The following is an 18,626-nucleotide window of genomic DNA, read 5'->3' as shown; positions in this document are numbered from 1 at the left end:
CCCCGCGCCCCCCCCCGCCCCCCCCCCCCCCCCCGCGCCCCCCCGCGCCCCCCCCCCGCCCCCCGCCCCCCCCCACGGCGGCGGGACCGGCCGCGTCGGCATGTCGTCGAGACGTCATGACGTATGGTCGGTCGGGTGCGCATCGGAGTCCTCACCGGCGGCGGTGACTGCCCGGGTCTGAACGCCGTGATCCGCTCGGTGGTCCGGACCGCGACCAGCCACTACGGGAGCGAGGTCATCGGCTTCCGCGACGGCTGGCGCGGCCTGCTCGAGGACCGCAGCACCCCGCTGGACGTCGCCGCCGTCGACGGGCTGCTGACCCGCGGCGGGACGACGCTCGGGTCGGCCCGCGTCGCGCCGGAGAAGCTGCACGCCGGGATCGACGAGATGCGCGGGACGCTGGACCAGCACGGGATCGACGTCCTCGTGCCGATCGGCGGCGAGGGGACGCTCACCGCGGCGCACCTGCTGGCGGAGGCCGGGGTCCCGGTGGTCGGCGTCCCCAAGACGATCGACAACGACATCGACGGCACCGACCTCACCTTCGGCTTCGACACCGCGGTCAGCATCGCCACCGAGCTGATCGACCGGCTGCACACCACCGCCGAGTCCCACCAGCGGGTGCTCCTGGTCGAGGTGATGGGCCGGCACGCCGGGTGGATCGCGCTGCACGCGGGCCTGGCCGCCGGCGCCCACCTCACGCTCGTGCCCGAGGAGCCCTTCGACGTCGACGAGGTGACCCGGCTGGTCACCGAGCGGTTCGCCCGCGGGGACTCGCACGTGATCGGCGTGGTGGCCGAGGGCGCCCAGCCGCTGCCGGGCCAGATGGCCTTCCGCGAGGGCGGTCTCGACGAGTTCGGCCACCGGCGGTTCACCGGCGTCGCCCAGCAGCTGGGCGAGGAGCTCGAGCGGCGCACCGGCAAGGAGGTGCGCGCGACGGTCCTGGGCCACGTCCAGCGGGGTGGGACGCCGACGTCGTTCGACCGGGTGCTCGCCACCCGCTTCGGCCTGCACGCCGCGGTCGCCGCGCACGAGGGCCGGCACGGGCAGATGGTGGCGCTGCACGGCACCGAGATCGGGCTGGTCCCGCTGGCGCGCGCCGTGGCCCGGTTGAAGACGGTCCCGGCGGCGCGGATGGCGGAGACGCGCGCGTTCACCGGCTGACCTCTCGCCCTCCTCCGGGCTGATCCCTCGCCCTCCCCCCGCCCGTGGCGGACACTCGGTCGCATGGGCACGCTGACCCTGCACCGGGACGACTTCGCGGCGGCGGTGGAGCGCCCCGGGATCGTGCTCGTGGACTTCCGGGCCGCGTCCTCGGGGTCGAGCCGGGCCTTCGCCGCGGTCTTCGACACCGCCGGCACCCGCCACCCCGACCTGCTGTTCGCCGCGGTCGACACGGAGGCCGAGGAGCAGCTGACGGCCGAGGTGGGCGTGCGCGCCGCGCCGACGCTCATGGTGTTCCGGGACGGCGTGTGCGTCTTCGCCGAACCCGGGTGGCTGCCCGGTGACTCCGTCGACCTGCTCATCGCCACGGTGCGCGAGCTGGACATGGCCGCCGTCCGCGCGACCTTTCCCGACCCCCCGCCCGCCGGCTGACCCCACGCGGCGCGGGCGGGCTATCAGGCGGAGGATCGGACGTCGTGACCGCTCCGCCCCCGACGCCCGCACCGCTGCAGACGGCGGGAGGTACGAGCCGGACCCGCGGCGGTGGCAGGCGCTGTGGGTGACGCTGGTCGCCGGCTTCATGAGCCTGCTCGACGTCAGCATCGTGTCGGTGGCGCTGCCCTCCATGCAGGAGGGGCTCGGCGCCTCGCCGGCCGGCGTCCAGTGGGTGGTCTCCGGCTACGCCCTCACCTTCGGGCTCATGCTCGTGCCCGCGGGCCGGCTCGGCGACGCCTACGGCCGGCGGCGGCTGTTCCTGATCGGGCTGGCGGGGTTCGTGGCCGCCAGCGCGGCGGCCGGGGCCGCGCCGAGCGTCGAGTGGCTGGTCGCCGCCCGGCTGGTGCAGGGCCTGGCGGCCGGGTGCCTGGCGCCGCAGAACTCGGCGCTGATCCAGCAGCTGTTCCGCGGCGCCGAGCGCGGCCGCGCGTTCGGCCTCTTCGGCGCCACCATCGGCGTCTCCACGGCGGCCGGGCCGGTGGTCGGTGGGCTGATCCTGGCGCTGGCCGGCGACGCCAGCGGCTGGCGGTGGGTGTTCTACGTCAACGTGCCGATCGGGGCGCTGGCGTTCGTGCTGGCGCTCCGGCTCCTGCCGAGGACCGCCCGCGGGGACCGCGGGCACATCGACGGCGTGGGCGTCGCGCTGCTGGGCGCCGGCGCGCTGGCGCTGCTGTTCCCGCTCGTGCAGGCCGAGGCGGGCGGGCTCGCGTCCCTGTGGTGGCTGTTCCCGGTCGGTGCGGCGCTGCTGCTGGCGTTCGTGCGGTGGGAGCGGCGCGTCGTGCGCGCGGGCGGTCAGCCGGTGTTCGATCCGCGGCTGGTCACGCAGACCCGCGGCTACGCGGCCGGAGCCTCGCTGGGCACCGTGTACTTCCTCGGCTTCAGCGGGATCTGGCTGGTGCTCGCACTGTTCTTCCAGACCGGGCTGGGCTACACGCCGTTGCAGTCCGGCCTGTCGGTGACGCCGTTCGCGCTGGGGTCGGCCTGCACCGCCGTGCTCGCCGGCCGGCTGGTCGAGCGGTACGGCCGGGCGCTGACCGTCTTCGGGCTGGCCGGCGTGGCGGTCGGGCTGGCCGCCGCGGCGACGATCCTGCTGCTGGTGCCGGCGCAGTGGGCCGGGTGGGCGGTCGCCCCGGCGCTGCTGGTCGGGGGACTGGGCGGCGGCTTCGTCATCTCGCCGAACATCACGATGACGCTGCGCAACGTGCCCGTGCCCATGGCGGGGGCCGCCGGGGGCGGGCTGCAGACGGCGCAGCGGTTCGGCGCGTCGATCGGCACCGCGGCGCTGCCCGGGCTCTTCTACGTCGTCCTCTCCTCCGCCGGTGGCGACTACGCGGTGGCCGCAGCCGCGGGGCTGGCGGTCGCGCTGGTCACCACGCTGGGTGCGCTGGTGCTCGGCGTCCTCGACTGGCGGCGGGACCGGCGGGAGGAGGCCCGCGAGCGGGCCGGACGGGAGCCGCAGCCCGATCCGGACCACCGCGGGTTCCACGGCGCGCATGCCTGGCACGGCTGAGCGGCCTGGCCCGCGACGGCGTCCCTACGGTAGGGATGTCGGCATGCCGCTGTTCTCCTTCGAGGGCCGATCCCCGCAGGTCCACCCCGACGCCTTCGTGGCGCCCACCGCCACGCTCGTCGGCGACGTCGTCGTCGAGGCCGGGGCGTCCATCTGGTACGGCGCGGTGCTGCGCGCCGACTTCGGGCAGATCATCGTCCGGGCCGGGGCCAACATCCAGGACGGCTCGGTGCTGCACGGCGGCGAGCCGACGATCATCGGCCCGGGCGCGAGCGTGGCGCACGGCTGCGTGGTGCACGGCGCGCAGATCGGCGAGGGCTCCCTGATCGGGAACAACTCGACGGTGCAGGACGGCGCCCGCATCGGCGCGCGCACGCTGATCGGCGCCGGGAGCCTGGTCGCGCCCGGCGCCGAGATCCCCGACGAGGTGGTCGCCCTCGGCGCGCCCGCCAGGGTCCGCGGCCCGCTCACCGACAGCACGCGGCACTGGGTGACCGGCAACGGCGACGAGTACCGGGAGCTGGCCCGCCGGCACGCGGCCGGCATCGAGCAGCTGTAGTACCCGCTCGCGGCGGGCCCCTGCGAGGGGGCCGGCGCTCACGCGGCGAGGACGACGGCGAGGGTGCGCGGGCCGTGGACGCCCTCGACGCGCTGCAGCTCGATGTCGCTGGTGGCCGACGGGCCGCTGATCATGGTCAGCGGGCGGAGCGGGTCGAGCCGGGCCAGGGCCTCCGGCACGCTTCCGACCACCTGGTCGGCGGTGACCACGCAGACCAGGACGTCGGGCAGCAGGGACAGCGCCCGCCGGCCGCAGACCGGGGTGGCGTCGAGCACCAGGGTGCCGGTCTCGGCCACGGCGACGGTGACGCCGGTCAGCGTGGCGGCGAAGGCGGTGAGCCCGACGGCGGGGCGGCCGTCGTCCTCGGTGCTGCCCGGTGGTCGCCAGTCGTGCGGGACGCCGGGGGCGACGACGACGTCGCCGGTGACCTCGTGGAGCGCTGCGGTGACGGTGCCCCTGATGGCGTCCGGCGTGCACCGGTGGACGGTGGCCCGGTAGTCCTCGAGGCGGCCGGTGAGGACGTCGAGGAGCTCGGGCAGCGGCCGGTCGTCGGTGGTGCGGTAGTCGCGGGCCACCTCGGGGACCGGCCGGGCGGGGCCGAGCGCGGTGCGGATGCGGGCGAGGACGTCGTCGCGGGCGCTCATCGGCCGTGCTCCCGTGCCCAGGCCTGGGTGAAGGTCTCCCGCGGCGGGGTGGGCAGGTCCCGGGTGCGGGTCCAGGCGCTCGCCGGCGGGGGCAGCCCGGCGGGCAGGGTGGGCCGGCCGCGGGCGAGGAACCGGCCGAGGCCGGCGGCGCGCTGGGCCAGCCGCCACAGCCGCGGGGAGGACATCACCCTGCCCAGCGCGCGGAAGGTGGCGGCGTCGGGGGTGAGGCGCTGCCGGGCCTCGACGTGCTCGGCGCGCAGGTGCACCAGGATCGAGGGGATGTCGATGGCGACCGGGCAGACGTCGTAGCAGGCGCCGCACAGCGTCGAGGCGTAGGGGAGGGACGCGGAGTTGTCCGCGGTGCCGGCCGAGAGCCCGGTGAGCTGCGGGGTCAGCACGGCGCCGATCGGGCCGGGGTACACCGAGCCGTAGGCGTGCCCGCCGGTGCGCTCGTAGACCGGGCAGACGTTCAGGCACGCCGAGCAGCGGATGCAGTGCAGGGCCGCGCGGCCGGTCTCGTCGGCCAGGACCGCCGTCCGCCCGTTGTCCAGCAGGACCAGGTGGAACTCCTGCGGGCCGTCGCCGGGGGTCACCCCGGCCCACAGCGAGGTGTAGGGGTTCATCCGCTCGCCGGTAGAGGAGCGGGGGAGCAGCTGCAGGAACACCTCGAGGTCGCGCCAGGCCGGCACGACCTTCTCGATGCCCATCACGGTGATGAGCGTCTGCGGCAGGGTCAGGCACATCCGGCCGTTGCCCTCGCTCTCGACCACGGCGAGCGTGCCGGTCTCGGCCACGGCGAAGTTCGCGCCGCTGATCGCCACGCGGGCGCGGAGGAACCGCTCGCGCAGGTGGGCGCGCGCCGCCATCGCCAGCCGGCGGGGCTCGTCGGTGAGGTCGGGGTCCACCCCGGGGATCGTGCGGGCGAAGATCTCGCGGATCTCCGCGCGGTTCTTGTGGATCGCCGGCACGAGGATGTGGCTGGGTCTGTCCTCGCCGAGCTGCACGATCAGCTCGGCCAGGTCGGTCTCCAGCGCCTCGATGCCGGCGGCCTCCAGCGCCTCGTTGAGGCCGATCTCCTGGGTGGCCATCGACTTGACCTTGACGACCTCGTCCGCCCCGGTGGCCTGCACCAGCTCGGTGACGATGCGGTTGGCCTCGACGGCGTCGCGGGCCCAGTGCACCGTGCCGCCGCGCGCGGTCACCTGCCGCTCCAGCTCGACCAGGTGCTCGTCCAGCCGCGCCATCGTCGCGGCCTTGAGCTCGGCCCCGGCCGCCCGCAGCTGCGCCCAGTCGGGCACCTCGCCGACGACGGCGGCGCGCTTGGCCCGGATCGTCGTCGTCGCGGAGCCGAGGTTGGCGCGCAGCTGCCCGTCCCGCAGCGCGTCGCGGGCGGCGTCGGGGAAGGGCCGGTCGCCGCGCAGGTCGCCCACGCCCCGCGGCGCCGTCGGCAGAGCGGGCATCCCGAGGTGGACGGCGGTCACGAGGCCCCTCCTCCGGGCAGAACTGCACTTCTGCCCCGTGCAGAAGTGCCAGGTTGCACGGTCACGAGCGCACCGCCGGGGCCGACGCCTGGTGGGGTGTCATGGCGTCCTCGGTGCTGGCGAGGATCTCGGCCAGGTGCACGGTGCGGGTGCCCGACCGCAGCCGGGAGAGCCCGCCGCCGATGTGCAGCAGGCAGGACGCGTCCCCGGCGGTGCACACCTCGGCGTGCGTGCTCAGGACGGCGGCCATCTTGTCGGTGAGCATCGCCGTCGACGTGTCGGCGTTCTTCACCGCGAAGGTGCCGCCGAACCCGCAGCACGACTCCGCACCCGGCAGCTCGACCAGGTCCAGCCCGCGCACCGCCCGCAGGAGCCGCAGCGGCCGGTCGCCGACCCGCAGCAGCCGCAGCGAGTGGCAGGTCGGGTGGTAGGTGACCCGGTGCGGGTAGTAGGCGCCGACGTCGGACACGCCGAGGACGTCGACGAGGAACTGCGACAGCTCGTACGTCCGCCCGGCCAGTGCCTGCGCCTCCTCGGCCAGGGCGTGCTCGCCGGCCCGGCGGGCCACCGCCGCCTGCTGGTGGTGGATCGAGGCCACACACGACCCCGACGGGGCGACGACCACCTCCGCGCCGGCGAAGGCGCGCACGTGGTTGGCGACGATCGGCACGGCCTCGCGCCGGTAGCCGGTGTTGACGTGCATCTGGCCGCAGCACGACTGGCCGGCCGGGACGACGACCTCGTGCCCCAGCCGCTGCAGCAGCGTGGCGGTCGCCCGCGCCACCTGCGGCACCACCGTGTCCACCAGGCAGGTGGCGAACAGCGCGACTCTCACGGGACGGGGACCCGCGGGTCGGGCGTGGACCAGGTCACGGGACACCCTGGCACAGGTCGCGCGGCCCGGTGCCGGCTCTACGCGGCCGAGCGCGCCGGGGCGTCCAGGGGCACGGTCAGCCGCGGCAGCAGCGGGTGCACCAGCGGACCCACCAGCAGCGCGTAGGCGACCGTCGCGACGCCCAGGGTCCCGCCCAGGGCCCAGCCGGTCGCCACGACGGCGACCTCGATCGCGGTGCGCACCCAGCGGACCGGCCGGCCGGTGCGGGCGCAGATGCCGGTCATCAGCCCGTCGCGCGGACCCGGCCCGAGCCGCGCCCCGATGTAGAGAGCGGTGCCGACCGCGTTGAGCCCGATGCCCGCCGCGGCGAGGAGGACGCGCGCCCAGAGGGCGGACGGCGCGGCCAGGACGGCCAGGGCGGCGTCCACGACCACCCCGATCACGACGACGTTGCTGACCGTGCCCAGCCCCGGCCGTTGCCGCAGCGGCACCCAGGCCAGCAGCACCAGCGCCCCGACGACCACGGTGACCGTGCCGAGGGAGAGGGGCAGCCGGTCGGCGAGGCCCTGGTGCAGCACGTCCCACGGCATGTTGCCCAGCGACGAGCGGATCAGCAGCGCCATCGAGACGCCGTACGCGGCCAGGCCGGCGTAGAGCTGGACCAGTCGGCGGGGCAGCCGGGCGGGCGGACGGCGGAGCAGCACCCGCCCAGCCTGGGGCATCGCGGGCGGCCGGCGGGCAGGCCACCGGGACGAAGTGGCACGGACGGGGACCGGTGCTGCGCCGGGCCGCGGTCGGGCTGGGATCCTCCCCGGGTGCGAGCGATGGTGGTGGACGCGGTGCGCGCGCAGCCGCGCGTGGACGAGGTGCCCGGACCCGAGGCGCCGGCCGGCGGGGTCGTGGTGCGCGTGGTGGCCTCGGGGCTGTGCCGCAGCGACTGGCACGCCTGGGCCGGCCACGACGAGGTCGCGTTCCCGCACGTGCCGGGTCACGAGCTCGCGGGGGTGGTGGCCGAGGTCGGCGCCGGCGTCCGCCGCTGGGCCGTCGGGGACCGGGTCACGGTGCCCTTCGTGTGCGGCTGCGGCCGGTGCGAGTGGTGCCGGGCGGGGGAGGCGCAGGTCTGCCCCGACCAGCAGCAGCCCGGCTTCACGCACTGGGGGTCCTTCGCCGAGTACGTCCCGTTGCACGCCGCGGACACCAACCTGATCGCCGTCCCCGAGCAGGTCGACCTCGCCAGCGCGGCGAGCCTGGGCTGCCGGTTCGCGACGGCGTTCCGGGCGCTGGTCGGCCGGGCCCGCGTGACCGCCGGGGAGTGGGTCACCGTGGTGGGCGCCGGCGGGGTGGGGCTCAGCGCGGTCATGATCGCCCGCGCCGTCGGTGCGCGGGTCGTGGCCGTCGACCGGGACCCCGCCGCGCTCGCCGCGGCCGCGGAGCTGGGCGCCGAGCACACCGTCGCGGCCGACGGCACCGACGTCCCGCTCGCGGTGGCGGACCTGACCGGCGGGGGCAGCCACGTGGCGGTGGACGCGGTGGGCAGCGAGCAGACCTGCGCCGATGCGCTGCTCGGCCTCCGGCGGCGGGGGCGTCACGTGCAGGTCGGCCTGCTGCCACCGGTGCAGGGGCACCCACGGGTCCCGATGGCGCGGGTCATCGGCTGGGAGCTCGACGTCCTGGGCAGCCACGGCATGGCGGCCTCGGACTACCCCGTGATGATCCGGCTGGTCGAGGACGGCTCGCTGGAGCCGCAGCGGCTCGTGGGGCGCACGGTCGGGCTCGCGGAGGCGGCCGCCCGGCTACCCGACCTCGACCGGCCGGCGGGCGCCGGCATGACCCTGGTGGACCCGTCCCGGTGAGGGGACGACCGACGGGACCCGACCCGAGGAGAGCCATGACGACGTCCGATCCGGACCCGATGCCGGCGGGGGACGCCGCCGCGCTCACCAGCGGCGCCTCCTCCTGGACGACGGAGGCCGTCGGCGGCGCCGCCTCCTTCTGGCTGACCGACGGCCCGCACGGCGTGCGCCGCCAGGCCGGGTCGCCCTCCCAGCTCGGCCTGGGCGCCAGCGAGCCCGCGACGTGCTTCCCGCCGGCGGTGGGGCTGGCCCAGTCGTGGGACCCGGAGCTGGCCGAGGAGATCGGCGCGGCACTGGGGCGGGAGTGCCAGGCGCAGGGCGTGGGTGTGCTGCTGGGGCCCGGCGTGAACCTCAAGCGGGACCCCCGCGGCGGGCGGAACTTCGAGTACCTCTCCGAGGACCCGGTGCTCACCGGCACCCTCGCCGCGGCCTGGGTGCGCGGGGTGCAGGGCGAGGGCGTGGGCACCTCGCTCAAGCACTTCGCCGGCAACGAGGCCGAGCACGACCGGATGCGCGCGAGCTCCGACGTCGACGAGCGGCCGCTGCGCGAGGTGTACCTGCGCGCCTTCCAGCGGGTGGTCGAGCAGGCGCGGCCGTGGACGGTGATGGCCGCCTACAACAAGGTCAACGGCGTGTACGCCACCGAGGACCGGTGGCTGCTCACCGACGTGCTGCGCGGCGAGTGGGGCTTCGACGGCGTGGTGGTCAGCGACTGGGGCGCGGTGTCCGACCGCGTCGCGGCCGTGGCAGCCGGTCTGGACCTGACCATGCCCGGCCCCGACGCCGACGGCGACGCGGCGCTGGTGGCCGCGGTGGAGGAGGGGCGGCTGGAGGCACCGGCGCTGCAGCGGGCCGGCCGGGCGGTCGCCGACCTCGCCGCGCGGGTGACCGCCGGGCGCCGTCCGGGCGCGGGGTTCGACGTCGACGCCCACCACGAGCTGGCCCGCCGGGCCGCCGCGCGGTGCGTGGTGCTGCTGCAGAACGACCCCGTCGACGGTGCCCCGGTGCTGCCGCTGACCGCGACCGGCAGGGTGGCGGTGATCGGGGAGTTCGCCGAGCTGCCGCGCTACCAGGGCGGGGGCAGCTCGCACGTGAACCCGACCCGGCTCGACGTCCCGCTGGCGGAGCTCCGCGCGCGGCTCGGCGAGGTCCCGTACGCCCGCGGATTCACCACCGACGGCTCCGGGGACGCCGACGCCCTCCGCGCCGAGGCCGTCGCGGCCGCCCGTACGGCCGACGTCGCCGTCCTCTTCGTCGGGCTGGCCGCCCGGCAGGAGTCGGAGGGGTTCGACCGCGACGACGTCGAGCTGCCCGCCGACCAGCTGCAGCTCGTCCGCGAGGTCGCCGCCGCGCAGCCGCGGACGGTGCTGGTGCTCTCGCACGGCGGGGTGGTGCGGCTGGCCCCGGTCGTGGAGCTGGTGCCCGCGATCGTCACCGGCGGCCTGCTGGGCCAGGGCGGCGGCGCGGCGATGGCCGACGTCCTCACCGGTGCGGTCGACCCCTCGGGCAGGCTCGCCGAGACGGTGCCGCAGCGGCTCCAGGACGTGCCGGCGTACCTGGACTTCCCCGGCGGCTTCTCCCGGCACCGCTACGCCGAGGGCCTGTTCGTGGGGCACCGCTGGTACGACGCGCGCGGCATCGAGGTGACCTTCCCCTTCGGGCACGGGCTGTCCTACACGGCCTTCGACGTCGCCGGCCTGGAGCTGTCGGCCGGCGACGAGGGGATCACCGCCACCGTCACCGTGACCAACACCGGTCGGCGGGCCGGGCGGGAGGTCGTGCAGTTCTACGTGGGCGTGCCCGGCTCCGCGGTGCAGCGGGCGGTGCGGGAGCTGAAGGGCTTCGCCGGCGTGACGCTCGCGCCGGGCGGGAGCCGGGAGGTGACCGTGCTGCTCCGCCGGGACGACCTGGCGTACTGGCACCCGAAGGCGCAGCGCTGGGTGCTCGAGCCGGGGGAGTACGAGGTGTCGGCGGGGGTCTCCAGCCGCGACCTGCGGGCCACCGGCCTGGTCGGGCTGACCGGCGAGGAGGTCCGGCTGCCGCTCACCGAGGAGACGACGCTGGGCGAGTTGCTGGCCGACCCCGAGGCCGCCGCCGCGATCACCCCGGTGCTCGCCGCGTTCGGCGGCGACGGGGCCGCCGACGCCGTCGGCACCGACCTGGCCCGGATGATGGCCTCGCTGCCGGTGGGGCGGCTGCGCGCCTTCGGCGTCGGCCTGCCGGAGCCGGGGTCCGGCTGATGCTCAGGCCAGCCAGCGGACCGGGTCGGCCAGCACGCCGGACAGCGCCCGCAGGGCGGCCCCGGTGGCCGCGGGCGCGGGGTCCCCGCCGGCGGCCTCGACCCGCGGACGGCGCCAGCGGGCCGACAGCACGCGCGCGGCCAGCTCGTCCTCCAGCTCCCGGCAGAAGGCCTCGCCCAGGCCGCCGAGGAACCCGCCGAGCACGACCGTGGGGACGTCGAGCACGTTGAGCACCCCGGCCAGCGCGACCGCGAGACCGCGGCGGGCGCCGGCCAGCGCGCCCACCGCCGCGGCTCGGCCGGCGGCCGCGCGGGCCAGGAGCTCGCCGGGGTCGCCGCCGGCGGGCAGCCCGGCCGCGGCGAGGACGGCGGAGCGGCCGGCGTACCGCTCGAGGCAGCCGGTCGAGCCGCACGGGCACACCGGGCCGTCCGGATCCACGCACACGTGCCCGACCTCGCCCGCCCAGCCGGCGCTGCCGCCCATCACCCGCCCGTCCAGCACGACCGCGCCACCGACGCCGATCTGCCCGGAGACGTAGAGCAGGTCGCGGTGCGCGCCGGCCCGGCCGGGAGCGGACTCGGCCACGGTGCGCGCGGCGAGGTCGGCCTCGTTGCCGAGGACCGGGTGGAGCTCGGCGGGCAGGTGCGCGGCGAGGACGTCGGCCGGGCGCACGTCCCGCCAGCCGAGGTTGGGCGCCCGCAGGAGGACGCCGCGGTCGACGTCCACGATGCCGGGCAGCGCCAGCCCCGCGCCGACGAGCCGCACGCCCTCCGGTACGTACCGGAGGACCGCGGCGGCGAGCCCGCCCACCTGCTCGAGCGTCGTCCGCGGGTCGCTGTCGACCCAGTCGCCGTCCACCAGCCGCTCGGCGAGCACCCGGCCGGCCAGGTCGACGACGCGGACGGCGAGCCGGCCGGCGTCGACGTGCAGGCCCAGCGCGGCGAGCCGCCCGCCGGGGCACAGCGGGGTGGCCGGCCGGCCACGGCGGCCGGTGGCGCCGCGCTCGGTCTCGGCGAGCAGCCCGCCGGCGACCAGCTCGTCGACCAGCCGGGCGGCGGTCGCCCGGGTCATCCCGGTGGCTGCGGCGACGTCGGCGCGCGACGGCGGCTCGGCGGCCGCGCAGACGGTGCGCAGGACCAGGCCGAGGTTGCCGGTGCGCAGGCTCGACTGCCGCGCGCCCCGCGTCGTCGTCCCCGGTTCCGCCACGCCGACAGGCTAGTGGGCGAGCGGCTTTTGTTCTATGGTGCGACAAATCATCGTCACCCGAGGGGACCACACATGAGCGCGACGCAGCCCACCCGCGAGGACAAGTTCACGTTCGGCCTGTGGACGGTGGGCTGGCAGGCCCGCGACCCGTTCGGCGACGCGACCCGCCCGGCGGTGGACCCGGTGGAGTCGGTGCACCGGCTGGCCGGCATGGGCGCCTACGGCGTCACCTTCCACGACGACGACCTGATCCCGTTCGGGTCCGGCGCCGGGGAGCGCGAGGAGCACGTGAAGCGGTTCCGGGCGGCGCTGGAGGAGACCGGGCTGGTGGTGCCGATGGTGACCACCAACCTGTTCACCCACCCGGTGTTCAAGGAGGGCGCGCTCACGGCCAACGACCGCGACGTCCGCCGGTACGCCCTGCGCAAGGTCATGCGGAACATGGACCTGGCCGCCGAGCTCGGTGCGCAGACCTACGTGCTGTGGGGTGGGCGCGAGGGCGCCGAGGTCGACGTGGCGAAGGACCTGGGAGCCGCGCTGGACCGCTACCGCGAGGGCATCGACACCCTGGCCCAGTACTCGGTCGACCGCGGCTACGGCCTGCGCCTGGCGCTGGAGCCCAAGCCGAACGAGCCGCGCGGCGACATCTTCCTGCCCACCATCGGCCACGCGCTGGGCTTCATCTCCACGCTGCAGCACGCCGACCTGGTCGGGCTGAACCCCGAGGTCGGGCACGAGCAGATGGCCGGCCTCAACTACACGCACGGCATCGCCCAGGCCCTGTGGCAGGGCAAGCTGTTCCACCTCGACCTCAACGGCCAGCACGGGCCGAAGTACGACCAGGACCTGGTGTTCGGCCACGGCGACCTGCTCTCGGCGTTCGCCACCGTGGACCTGCTGGAGAACGGCTTCCCCTCCGGCGGCCCGCGCTACGAGGGTCCGCGGCACTTCGACTACAAGCCGCTGCGCACCGAGGACATGGACGGCGTCTGGGCCTCGGCGGCGGCGAACATGCGCACCTACCTGCTGCTCAAGGAGCGCGCAGGCGTTCCGCGCCGACCCCGAGGTCGCCGAGGCCCTGGCCGCGGCGCGGGTGCCGGAGCTCGCGCAGCCGACGCTGGCCGCGGGCGAGACGTACGAGGACCTGCTGGCCGACCGGTCGGCGTTCGAGGAGTTCGACGTCGACGCCGCCGCGGAGCGGGGTGCCGGCGCCGTCCGGCTGTCGCAGCTGGCCGTCGAGCACGCGCTCGGCGCGCGCTGAGCCCGTGCCTCTCGTCGCGGGGGTCGACACCTCGACCCAGGCCTGCAAGGTCGTGGTGCGGGACGCCGGCACGGGCCGGCTGGTCCGCGAGGGCCGCGCACCCCACCCGGACGGCACCGAGGTCGACCCCGCGGCGTGGGCGGCGGCGCTGGACGTGGCGGTGGCCGACGCCGGCGGGCTGGACGACGTCGCCGCCGTCGCCGTGGGCGGCCAGCAGCACGGCATGGTCTGCCTCGGCGAGGACGGCGAGGTGGTCCGCCCGGCGCTGCTGTGGAACGACACCCGCTCCGCCGGCGCCGCCGCCGACCTGATCGCCGAGCTCGGCGGGGGCGAGACCGGCCGCCGCGCGTGGGCCGAAGCGGTGGGCCTGGTGCCGGTCGCGTCGTTCACGGTGAGCAAGCTGCGCTGGCTGGCCGATCACGAGCCGGACTCCGCCGACCGGACGGCGGCGGTGTGCCTGCCGCACGACTGGCTGACCTGGCGGCTGGCGGGGCATCGAGGGGGCGGGCAGGCGGGTGGCGAGCAGAGCCTCGAGGCCCTCGTCTCCGACCGGGGGGACGCGTCGGGCACCGGCTACTGGTCGGCGGCCACCGGGGAGTACCGGCCGGACCTGCTCGGGCGGGCGTTCGGCCGCACGCCGGTCGTGCCGCGGGTGCTCGGGCCGGCGGAGGCCGCCGGCACGACGCCGTCCGGGGCGGTGCTCGGCCCGGGGACGGGGGACAACGCCGCCGCCGCGCTGGCGCTGGCCGCCGGGCCCGGCGACGTCGTCGTCTCCATCGGCACGTCGGGCGTGGTGTCGATGGTGTCGGCGACGCCGGCCGCCGACCCGACCGGCACCGTGGCCGGGTTCGCCGACGCCACGGGCCACTACCTGCCGCTGATCGCGACGCTCAACGCCGCCCGGGTCCTCGACGCCACGGCGCGGCTGCTCGGGGTCGGCCACGAGGAGCTGTCCCGGCTGGCCCTGTCGGCCCCGGCCGGCGCCGGCGGGCTGGCGCTGGTGCCCTACCTCGAGGGCGAGCGGACGCCGGACCGGCCGACCTCGACCGGCGCGCTGCACGGGCTGACGCTCGGCACCGCGGACCCGGCGCACCTGGCGCGCGCCGCGGTCGAGGGGCTGCTGTGCGGGCTGGCCGACGGCCTCGACGCCGTGGCCGCGGGCGGCACCCCGGTCCGCCGGGTGCTGCTGGTGGGCGGCGGGGCGCGGTCGGAGGCGGTGCGCGCGCTCGCTCCGGCGGTGCTCGGCGTCCCGGTGCTGGTGCCGCCGCCGGGGGAGTACGTGGCCGACGGCGCCGCGCGCCAGGCGGCCTGGGTGCTGGCCGGCGGGGCGACGCCGCCGGAGTGGCCGCGGCCGGGCACCGAGGTCCGGGAGGCCGACCCGCTGCCCGCCGTCCGCGCCCGCTACGCCGAGGCCCGCGACCTCACCCTCCACCGCACCTGAGCGGAGTGCGGGAGGTGAGGATTCCTCGCCTCCCGCACTCCGCTCAGCGGGCGGTACCCGGGGGGCCTGGTCCCCGGGGCGTCCCCGGAGGAGCATCAGCGCCGTCGGAGACCCCACGACGACGGGAGCGACCATGACCCAGCCGGCGCAGGAGAGCCCGGGGGGCAGCGCCCACGAGCCGGCCCACGACCTGGCCTACGACCTGGCGCACGACGTGCCGGCGTCGGCGCCGGCGCCGCGCCGGTCCGGGCGCTCCCCGCTCGCCGAGCCGCCCCGTCGGGAGCAGACCCGCGGCGGCGACGCCTCCTACGACGGGGCGCACGACTTCTGACGCGAGGGTCACTGCTGCGGGGGTCCTGGTGCGGGGGTCCTGGTGCGGGGGAAGTCGGCGCGCGGCGCGGCGGTTGTCCCGCCCATGACCTCCGCACCGATCGCGATCACCGGCACCACCGGACGGCTGGGCGGGCGCGTCGCCCGCCGGCTCGCCGCAGCGGGCGTGCCGCAGCGGCTGCTCGTCCGCGATCCGGCCCGCGCCCCGCGGCTGCCCGGGGCGGACGCCGTCCGCGCCCCGTACGGCGAGCCCGACGCCGTCCGGGCCGCGCTCGAGGGCGTCGCGACGGTGCTCATGGTCTCGGCCTCGGAGACCCCCGACCGGGTCGACCAGCACCGCGCCTTCGTGGACGCCGCCGCCGCGGCCGGCGTCGGCCACCTGGTCTACGTGTCCTTCCTCGGCGCCGCGCCGGACGCCACGTTCACCCTCGCCCGGGACCACTGGGCCACCGAGGAGCACGTCCGGGCCGCCGGCCTGACCCACACCTTCCTGCGCGACGCCCTGTACGCCGACTTCGCCGTCCACCTGGTGGGCGACGACGGCGTCATCCGCGGCCCGGCCGGCGACGGGCGGGCGGCCGTGGTCGCGCAGGACGACATCGCCGACGTCGCCACCGTCGTGCTGGGTGACCCGGGCGCGCACGCGGGCGCCACGTACGACCTGACCGGTCCGGAGGAGCTGAGCCTGGCCGAGGTGGCCGACGTGCTCGCGCGGGTGACCGGGCGGCCGGTCTCCTACGTGCCGGAGTCGGTCGAGGAGGCGTACGCCTCACGGGCTCCCTCCGGCGCGCCGGACTGGCAGGTCGACGCCTGGGTGTCGACCTACACCGCGATCGCGGCGGGGGAGATGGCCGGCGTGAGCTCCGCCGTCCCGGACCTCACCGGGCACCCGGCCCGCACGCTGGAGCAGGTGGTGCGCGGCTGAGGGTCAGCGGCCCTGGCGGGCGCGGTAGCGCGCGGCGCGCCGGGCGGCGGCCTCCCGGCGCCGGTGGGCGGCGACCACCTCGCGCTCGGCCGCGGCGCGGTCGCGGCCGGCCTGGGCGCTGCCGATCGGGTAGCCGGCCTTGCGCACCCGGTTCTCCACCGTCTCGGTCATGTACGCCAGCGAGAAGGCGAGCCCGAGGATGACGCCGATCAGCACCATGCCGAAGCGCAGGGCCAGCGGCCCGGGCACGAGCACCAGGATCAGCAGCGCGGGGACGGCGAACTGGACCAGGGCGCGGGCCACGTGCCGGAGCACCCAGGTGCCGGTGGTGACGTCGTGCAGCACCCAGCTGCTGTGCCTCGCGGGCAGGCCGGTCCCCAGGGCGTAGCCGACCCAGCGCAGCGGGCCCGGGCGGACGACCGGCCCGGCGGACGGCGGAACCGGGACGGGACGGGTCACGACGCCACGTCCGGCACCCGTGCCAGGGCGTCCTGGGCGGCGGCGTTGACGCGGGTCAGCGCCTGCTGCAGCGCGAGCAGCTCCTCCAGCGGCAGGCCCAGGTGGGCGACGATGCCCTCGGGGATGCGCTCGGCCCGCGCGCGCAGCTCCCGGCCGGTGTCGGTCAGCGCGATGGCGAGGTTGCGCTCGTCGCGGGCATCGCGGTCGCGGCGCACGTGGCCGGCCGCCTCCAGCCGCTTCACCAGCGGCGACAGCGTCCCCGGGTCCAGCTGCAGCAGCCGGCTGAGGTCCTTGAGCGCCAGCGGGCCGTGCTGCCACAGCGCCAGCATCACGAGGTACTGGGGGTGGGTGAGCCCCATCGGCTCCAGCCACGGCCGGTACACCGAGACGACGGTGCGGGCGGCGACCGCCAGCGCGAAGCACACCTGCCGCTCGAGGGCGAGCGGGTCGTCGGGCAGCTCGGTGCCGATGCCGGGGGTGGGGGTCACGTCTCGACGATACGCCAACGATTGGTGCTCCAACCCTTGTCCGGTGGGTGAGCCCGGTCGCGCGGTGCCCGGGCCCCCGATACTGGCGCGGTGACCCCTGCCCTCTCCGCCGTCGTCCTGCCCGACCGGCATCCGGTCGCGGCCTTCCTGGACGACGTCCGGTCCGCCGAGGCCGCCGGCGTGCGGACCGTGTGGACCTACGACCACCTCTCCTGGCCCCTGCTGCGCCGCAACCCCTGGTACGGCGCGGTGCCGCTGCTGGCCGCGGCCGCGGGCGCCACGGAGCGGGTGCGGCTGGGCACGCTCGTCGCCTCGCCCAACTTCCGCCACCCCGTGCCGTTCGCCAAGGAGCTGATGACCCTCGACCAGCTCTCCGGCGGCCGGCTCGAGCTCGGCGTCGGCGTCGGCACGGAGGGACCCGACGCGCACGTGCTGGGGGAGCCGCCGCGCAGCCGGGCGGAGCGGACGACGCGCTTCGCCGACTGGCTGTCCCTGCTCGACCGGCTGCTCACCGAGCCGGTGACCACGGCCGCGGCGGGGGAGTACGCAGCGGTCGACGCCCACCAGCTGCCCGGCTGCGTGCAGCGGCCGCGGGTGCCCTTCACCGTCGCGGCGGCCGGTCCCCGCGCGCTGCGGCTGGCCGCCCGCTACGGGTCCGGGTGGGTCACCTACGGCCCGTTCGGGGCCGAGGTGCCGGCCGAGGAGTGGCTCGCCGCGATCGCCGCGCAGAGCCGCCGCCTGACCGACGTCCTCGCCGAGGAGGGCCGCGACGCCGGCGCGCTGCACCGGGTCGCGCTGCTCGGTCTCGAGGCCACCTGGCCGTTCGAGAGCCCCGAGCGGTACGCGGACACGCTCGGGCGCCTGGCCGAGGCGGGCATCGGTGAGCTGGCCGTGCACTGGTCCCGGCCCGACGACGGCCGCGGCGTCCCCGCCGAGCGGCTGCCGATGGTCCTCGAGGCGCACCGGCGGTGAGGAGGCCCGGCGCCCGCCGCGGGCATCCGCCGGCGTGACCCGCTTCCCCCGCCACGTCTACGGCGTCGGCGACGAGCCGGACGCCCGGGCCAGCCTGGCCAACGAGCGCACCTTCCTCGCCTGGATCCGCACCGGCCTCGCCCTGGCCGCCGCCGGGGTGGCGCTGGAGGCGCTCGACCTGCCGATCCAGCAGGGCCTGCGGCTGGCCGCGGCGCTACTGCTGGTCGCGCTGGGCACCCTCGCCCCGGTGCTCGCCTGGACCCGCTGGGGGGCGACCGAGCGGGCGCTGCGGCTGCGCCGCCCGCTGCCGGCGTCGGTCCTCGGGCCCGTCGTCGCCCTGGGCGCGGCGCTCTCCGGCGCCCTCGTGCTGATCGGGCTGGTCGCCGCGTGAGCGGCGAGTCGGGGGCCGCGCCCGGGCCCGAGCCCGCGGCGCAGGCCGAGCGGACCGCGCTCGCCTGGCGGCGCACCGCCCTCGGCGTGGGCACCGGTGCGGTGGTCGCCGCCCGACTGACGGCCCCGGCCGCCGGTGCGCTCGCCTGGGTGCTCGCCGTCGCGGGCGGTGCCGCGGCGGCCCTGCTCTTCGCCGCCGCGCGCGGCCGCTACCGCGCGGCGCTGCGCCTCCTGGCCGGCGAGGGGGCTCCGGGTCCCGGGCCGGCCACCGCGGTCCTCGCCGCGCTCGCCGCGGTCACCGGCCTGGCCGGCCTGCTCGTCGTGCTCACCGGCTGACCGCCCCGCGCCCAGGTCCCGGAACGGCTCCGTCCGG

The 18,626-nt window shown here is 77.2% G+C and carries 19 protein-coding genes and 1 pseudogene; 13 read left to right on the top strand and 7 right to left on the bottom strand.

Annotation, left to right across the window (positions count from 1 at the left end; genetic code table 11):
* Positions 1–135: 135 nt before the first annotated feature.
* The 4 genes from ACK586_RS13110 (at position 136) to ACK586_RS13095 (ending at position 3,728) form a co-directional block, all read left to right on the top strand.
* Positions 136–1,164, top strand: coding sequence for an ATP-dependent 6-phosphofructokinase (locus ACK586_RS13110; protein ID WP_409330927.1), 1,029 nt, complete (start codon positions 136–138; stop codon positions 1,162–1,164).
* 63 nt (positions 1,165–1,227) lie between these two features.
* Entirely contained in the window at positions 1,228–1,596 is a 369-nt protein-coding gene (locus ACK586_RS13105) for a thioredoxin family protein (protein ID WP_409330926.1), read from the top strand.
* A 127-nt stretch (positions 1,597–1,723) separates the two neighbouring features.
* Positions 1,724–3,169 carry an MFS transporter gene (locus ACK586_RS13100; RefSeq protein WP_409330925.1) on the top strand — a complete coding sequence of 482 codons (1,446 nt, stop codon included), beginning with the start codon at positions 1,724–1,726 and terminating at the stop codon, positions 3,167–3,169.
* A gap of 43 nt (positions 3,170–3,212) precedes the next feature.
* Positions 3,213–3,728 carry a gamma carbonic anhydrase family protein gene (locus tag ACK586_RS13095; protein WP_409330924.1) on the top strand — a complete coding sequence of 172 codons (516 nt, stop codon included), beginning with the start codon at positions 3,213–3,215 and terminating at the stop codon, positions 3,726–3,728.
* Between the two features lie 38 nt (positions 3,729–3,766).
* Here ACK586_RS13095 and ACK586_RS13090 read toward each other — a convergent pair whose 3' ends face one another.
* The 4 genes from ACK586_RS13090 to yczE form a co-directional block, all read right to left on the bottom strand.
* Positions 3,767–4,372: a LutC/YkgG family protein gene (locus ACK586_RS13090; RefSeq protein ID WP_409330923.1), complete on the bottom strand. Its 606-nt coding sequence runs from the start codon at positions 4,370–4,372 to the stop codon at positions 3,767–3,769.
* On the bottom strand, positions 4,369–5,853 hold the full coding sequence (locus tag ACK586_RS13085; RefSeq protein WP_409330922.1) for a LutB/LldF family L-lactate oxidation iron-sulfur protein: 1,485 nt from the start codon (positions 5,851–5,853) through the stop codon (positions 4,369–4,371). Before ACK586_RS13085 ends, ACK586_RS13090 begins: the two co-directional genes overlap by 4 nt.
* Before the next feature lie 61 nt (positions 5,854–5,914).
* Entirely contained in the window at positions 5,915–6,688 is a 774-nt protein-coding gene (locus ACK586_RS13080) for a (Fe-S)-binding protein (protein WP_409330921.1), read from the bottom strand.
* Positions 6,689–6,765: 77 nt separating this feature from the next.
* Positions 6,766–7,392: a membrane protein YczE gene (yczE, locus tag ACK586_RS13075; RefSeq protein ID WP_409330920.1), complete on the bottom strand. Its 627-nt coding sequence runs from the start codon at positions 7,390–7,392 to the stop codon at positions 6,766–6,768.
* A gap of 120 nt (positions 7,393–7,512) precedes the next feature.
* Here yczE and ACK586_RS13070 point away from each other — a divergent pair, with 120 nt between their 5' ends.
* Together ACK586_RS13070 and ACK586_RS13065 are read left to right on the top strand one after the other, a co-directional pair.
* Positions 7,513–8,541 carry an alcohol dehydrogenase catalytic domain-containing protein gene (locus ACK586_RS13070; protein ID WP_409330947.1) on the top strand — a complete coding sequence of 343 codons (1,029 nt, stop codon included), beginning with the start codon at positions 7,513–7,515 and terminating at the stop codon, positions 8,539–8,541.
* 35 nt (positions 8,542–8,576) lie between these two features.
* Positions 8,577–10,781, top strand: a complete 2,205-nt coding sequence (locus tag ACK586_RS13065) for a glycoside hydrolase family 3 C-terminal domain-containing protein (RefSeq protein WP_409330919.1) — start codon at positions 8,577–8,579, stop codon at positions 10,779–10,781.
* A gap of 3 nt (positions 10,782–10,784) precedes the next feature.
* Here the strand turns inward: ACK586_RS13065 and ACK586_RS13060 are convergent, their stop codons facing one another.
* Complete coding sequence (locus ACK586_RS13060; RefSeq protein WP_409330918.1) at positions 10,785–11,987, bottom strand: ROK family protein; 1,203 nt, start codon at positions 11,985–11,987, stop codon at positions 10,785–10,787.
* A 72-nt stretch (positions 11,988–12,059) separates the two neighbouring features.
* On the opposite strand from ACK586_RS13060, the pseudogene xylA reads away from it, so the two are divergent.
* From xylA to ACK586_RS13040, 4 genes and pseudogenes are all read left to right on the top strand, one after another.
* Positions 12,060–12,977, top strand: a pseudogene (gene xylA, locus ACK586_RS13055) (xylose isomerase); the annotation flags it as partial.
* A gap of 275 nt (positions 12,978–13,252) precedes the next feature.
* Positions 13,253–14,689 carry a xylulokinase gene (locus ACK586_RS13050; RefSeq protein WP_409330917.1) on the top strand — a complete coding sequence of 479 codons (1,437 nt, stop codon included), beginning with the start codon at positions 13,253–13,255 and terminating at the stop codon, positions 14,687–14,689.
* A gap of 133 nt (positions 14,690–14,822) precedes the next feature.
* Positions 14,823–15,020, top strand: a complete 198-nt coding sequence (locus ACK586_RS13045) for a hypothetical protein (protein WP_409330916.1) — start codon at positions 14,823–14,825, stop codon at positions 15,018–15,020.
* Between the two features lie 84 nt (positions 15,021–15,104).
* Positions 15,105–15,944, top strand: a complete 840-nt coding sequence (locus tag ACK586_RS13040) for an SDR family oxidoreductase (protein WP_409330915.1) — start codon at positions 15,105–15,107, stop codon at positions 15,942–15,944.
* A 3-nt stretch (positions 15,945–15,947) separates the two neighbouring features.
* Here ACK586_RS13040 and ACK586_RS13035 read toward each other — a convergent pair whose 3' ends face one another.
* Positions 15,948–16,403: a DUF5313 family protein gene (locus ACK586_RS13035; RefSeq protein WP_409330914.1), complete on the bottom strand. Its 456-nt coding sequence runs from the start codon at positions 16,401–16,403 to the stop codon at positions 15,948–15,950.
* Positions 16,400–16,891, bottom strand: coding sequence for a MarR family winged helix-turn-helix transcriptional regulator (locus tag ACK586_RS13030; protein ID WP_409330913.1), 492 nt, complete (start codon positions 16,889–16,891; stop codon positions 16,400–16,402). Before ACK586_RS13030 ends, ACK586_RS13035 begins: the two co-directional genes overlap by 4 nt.
* 90 nt (positions 16,892–16,981) lie before the next feature.
* On the opposite strand from ACK586_RS13030, the gene ACK586_RS13025 reads away from it, so the two are divergent.
* From ACK586_RS13025 to ACK586_RS13015, 3 genes are read left to right on the top strand one after another with little or no spacing between them, the layout of a single operon-like run.
* Positions 16,982–17,863: an LLM class flavin-dependent oxidoreductase gene (locus tag ACK586_RS13025; RefSeq protein WP_409330912.1), complete on the top strand. Its 882-nt coding sequence runs from the start codon at positions 16,982–16,984 to the stop codon at positions 17,861–17,863.
* Between the two features lie 34 nt (positions 17,864–17,897).
* Positions 17,898–18,254 carry a YidH family protein gene (locus tag ACK586_RS13020; protein ID WP_409330911.1) on the top strand — a complete coding sequence of 119 codons (357 nt, stop codon included), beginning with the start codon at positions 17,898–17,900 and terminating at the stop codon, positions 18,252–18,254.
* The gene (locus tag ACK586_RS13015; protein WP_409330910.1) at positions 18,251–18,589 is read left to right on the top strand and encodes a DUF202 domain-containing protein; all 339 of its coding nucleotides are present in this window, start codon (positions 18,251–18,253) and stop codon (positions 18,587–18,589) included. Before ACK586_RS13020 ends, ACK586_RS13015 begins: the two co-directional genes overlap by 4 nt.
* The last annotated feature ends 37 nt before the right edge of the window (positions 18,590–18,626 follow it).

The organism is Trujillonella humicola, from assembly GCF_046233715.1.
GTDB classification, from domain to species: Bacteria; Actinomycetota; Actinomycetes; order Mycobacteriales; family Geodermatophilaceae; genus Trujillonella; species Trujillonella humicola.
The sequence above is the reverse complement of the archived record's forward strand: the minus strand, read 5'-3'. Positions and strand labels throughout refer to the sequence as shown.